This is a genomic window from Caballeronia sordidicola, assembly GCF_002220365.1.
Taxonomy (GTDB): domain Bacteria; phylum Pseudomonadota; class Gammaproteobacteria; order Burkholderiales; family Burkholderiaceae; genus Caballeronia; species Caballeronia sordidicola_C.
Window position 1 is genome coordinate 1 of the sequence record NZ_MTHB01000103.1, and the last position, 1,766, is coordinate 1,766.

Sequence of the window (1,766 nt, forward strand, 5' to 3'; positions counted from 1 at the left end):
AGCACGCGCCTTCCACGCACGCGGGGCACAGACCGACGCGGACAGATCCCCGACATGGTCAGTATCCACGTCCGACCGCCCGAAATTGAAGACCGATTGCTGCCAGGTCACTGGGAAGGCGACTTCATTAAAGGTGCGAACAACCAATCCTCTGTCGGCGTTCTGGTCGAGCGCACCAGCCGCTTGGTGCTGCTTGCCAAGATGGAGGACGCCACCGCCGCGTCAGCGCTAGCGGGCTTCTCCGCCAAACTCAATTCGATTGTGGCGCCCTTACGGCAAAGCTTTACTTACGACCAAGGCAAAGAAATGTCGCGCCATCAGGAGCTCACCACCGCCACCGGCGTGAACGTGTACTTCTGCGACCCGCACAGTCCCTGGCAACGCGGTACTTGCGAAAACACCAACGGGCTACGGTTGTGTCGCGATAAAAATGATAGGGCGAAAAATTCCCGATATGATCAGAACTACTTATGCATTCAGTGAATAAAACTGCTCGGCGGCAGTACACTGGATGCCAGCGTCTTTCATTTGCCCTTTCCTGATCATATGCATCACTTCGATGCCCGACAGGATGATGCGGGCGCAACGAAAATCCTTGAAGCCCATCATCGGTTTGATGATCCGTTTGACAGCGCGATGATCCTGTTCCACTACGTTGTTCAGATACTTGACCTGCCGGATCTTGATGGGCGTTTCCCGTTCGGCGTTGATGACTTGCAGGGCGGCCAGATTGGCGCCGCTCTTATCCACGGTGATGGTCTCCGGCTCGCCGTTCTGGTCGATGGCCTTCTCGAAGTAGCGACGCGCGGCAGCCTTGTCACGATAGGCTCGCAGCAGGAAATCGACGGTCTTTCCGGCCTTGTCGACAGCGCGGTACAGGTACTTCCACTGACCCTTGACCTTGATATACGTCTCGTCTACGCGCCAGCTCTTGCCGATTGGACGTTTCCGCTTCCGAAACGCCTTTTCAAACAACGGCACGAGCTTGATCACCCAGCGATGCACAGTCGAATGGTCAACCTCGAACCCTCGTTCCGCCATCATTTCCTCGAGGTTTCGCAGGCTCAGTGAGTACGCCACATACCACCGCACGCACAGCAGGATCACGTCCAGTGGATAGTGCAATCGTTTTAGCACCTTGGCGATGCCAGGGGGCAATGTCGTGCGCGGCGTCTTCGTCGTCTTGGCCATCGTGGTCGTCATCCATTTCCGTTAGCCGAATTTTATCTGAGCGCCTTATTGCTACAAGGGCTTCCCCGTCGAGCACAAGCTCAATCGCGGTTGTGTGTTGTGACGTACTGCATTGCCGTTGCGACGTGAGAAGGTGAAGGACTGCGATGCTACAAACGGTCATGTTGGGCATGATTGCCCGGACCCTGATGAAAGACGCGCACGGGGATCTCATTCGACAGGCGGGAATGCAATCCCACGCAGTAAGCCAGATAAACCCCGTGCGGGTCCAACCCGCTTCACATCACCGCTGGCAGTGCAAAGTGATCTTTATTCGCTCATGATGGATGTTGTTCGTCGTCGGAGGCGTTGTGTTCGCGATGCGTTCACGCTGCAGTCGGTTCGTACTTGAAATCGTCGCCGTATTTCAGGCTCGCCCAAGCCATCCTGGCATTCTTCGCCGCGATCGCGACGGCCGCACGCCAGTAGCCGCGGCGCTCCACCAGGCTGCGCACCCAACGGCTGAACCGATCCTGTTTTTCGCCGAGATTGGCGATGACTGCGCGAGCACCCAGCACCAGCAAGCTGCGCAGATA

At 57.0% G+C, this 1,766-nt stretch carries 1 protein-coding gene and 2 pseudogenes; 1 reads left to right on the plus strand and 2 read right to left on the minus strand.

Annotation, left to right across the window (positions count from 1 at the left end):
- A pseudogene (locus BSU04_RS15755) lies at positions 1 to 411 on the plus strand (IS30 family transposase); the annotation flags it as partial.
- Between the two features lie 57 nt (positions 412 to 468).
- On the opposite strand, the gene BSU04_RS15760 reads toward BSU04_RS15755, so the two are convergent.
- Positions 469 to 1,191, minus strand: coding sequence for an IS6 family transposase (locus BSU04_RS15760; RefSeq protein ID WP_089161476.1), 723 nt, complete (start codon positions 1,189 to 1,191; stop codon positions 469 to 471).
- A gap of 365 nt (positions 1,192 to 1,556) precedes the next feature.
- Positions 1,557 to 1,766, minus strand: a pseudogene (locus tag BSU04_RS15765) (IS110 family transposase); the annotation flags it as partial.